This is a genomic window from Stieleria sp. (assembly GCF_041595215.1).
In the GTDB taxonomy this organism is placed as follows: Bacteria; Planctomycetota; Planctomycetia; order Pirellulales; family Pirellulaceae; genus Stieleria; species Stieleria magnilauensis.
In genome coordinates, this window is record NZ_JBFHKV010001459.1 from 1 (window position 1) to 1,644 (window position 1,644).

The window sequence follows — 1,644 nt, forward strand, 5'->3', positions numbered from 1 at the left end:
ATAACCGCTGGGGCACATAGAGATGAAGCCCGGCAAATTTTGATTTTCGCTGCCCAGCCCGTACGTGACCCACGATCCGACCGAGGGACGCACCAACTGGCCGTTGCCGCAGTTCATCAGCATCAACGAGGGTTCATGATTGGGCACGTCGGCGTGCATGGATCGCACCACGCAAACTTCGTCGATCATCTCGCCGACGTGCGAGAACAACTCGCTGACTTCGATCCCGCTTTCGCCGTACTTTTTGAATTTGAATGGCGATCGATAGGCGGCCCCGGTTTCACGTTCGGTGCGCAGATTCAACGGAATCGATTTGCCGTGGTACTCCTCCAGCGCTGGTTTGGGATCAAACGTGTCGACTTGCGACGGACCACCGTTGAGGAACAAGTGAATCACCGCTTTGGCTTTTGGTGCAAAGTGCGGCGTCTTGGGAGCCATCGGGTTTGTCGCGTTCGCAGCGTGCAACAGGCTGGACGTGTCGTCGGCCATGACGCCCGCCAGGGCAAGCGATCCGAGACCGATCCCGCTGCGACGCAGAAAGTCGCGGCGGGTGTGGGGCAGTTGGTTCAGTTGGGAAATGAAATCGGACATCGTGTGATCCAAATTGGAATTCGCTTCCAGGCTGGTGGCTTAATCGACAAACGCGAATTCATTGCTCAGCAGCAAGACTTGCGCGAGTTGAACCCAGGGATCCAACGTGGCGGCCGATTCAGGTGTGACAAACTCAATCGCCACGTCTAATTCGGCCGGGGCCGGGTCGCGTGCCAGGGCCAGGCGATACAGTCGCTTGATCCGCTCGGCCGCTGTGTTGCTTGAGGTGTCATCGCTACCGCCGGCTGGCGAGGATTCGGGTTCGCTGCGTGCTGCCAACGCTTTGGCCTGCTCGATGACGAATCCGGAATTCATCAGGTAGAGCGCCTGCTGGGGAACAGTTGTTTTGGCGCGTTTGGCTTGACTGGCATCGGGGCTGGGAAGGTCGAAACTGGCCAGCAGCCCGGGCAGATCTTCGCGATCGATGTAGGCGTACAGGGCGCGTCGCGTGGCGTCCTGGTGGATCATGACGGAACGCCCGCCCACCGATTCGTCCAATCGTCCGGCGACCGACAACAGACGATCACGCAGTGGTTCGAATTCCATCCGCCGTCGTGGCATGTGCCATAGCAGTCGGTTTTCGGGATCGGTCTCGATCGCGTCGGGGCGTGTGTGGCTGGATTGTTGCCAGGTTGCTGAGAGCATGATGCGACGTTGCAGCCGTTTGATGGACCAGCCATCGGCAATCAGCTCAGCGGCGAGGTGGTCGAGCAGTTCCGGGTGTGTCGGAAGTTCACCGCGAATCCCAAAGTCACTCGGCGTGCGAACCAGGCCTTCGCCGAATTGGTGTTGCCAGACGCGGTTGACAATCACCCGAGCGGTCAACGGATTCTCGGGATCGGCAATCGCTTGGGCCAATTCCAGTCGACCGCTGCCCTGTTGAAAGGGCTTGCCGCCATCGACGTGCGCCAAGACCTGGAGGAATCGTCGTGGGACGCGGTCGCCCCGATTGCCGGGCACACCGCGTCGAAAGATCACCGGTTCGACCGGCTTGGGCTTGTCCACCATCACCATGCCACGCCCCGGTGCGCCCGGATGTGTGACGCTGACTCC

General features: G+C 60.2%; 2 protein-coding genes. Both read right to left on the minus strand.

Going from position 1 to position 1,644, the window contains the following annotated elements; all coding sequences use genetic code 11:
- On the minus strand, positions 1–591 hold a 591-nt coding region (locus ABX749_RS32080; RefSeq protein WP_372899625.1), incomplete at its 3' end, for a DUF1501 domain-containing protein.
- 39 nt (positions 592–630) lie between these two features.
- A partial coding sequence (locus ABX749_RS32085) for a DUF1553 domain-containing protein (RefSeq protein ID WP_372899626.1) occupies positions 631–1,644 on the minus strand: 1,014 nt, incomplete at its 5' end.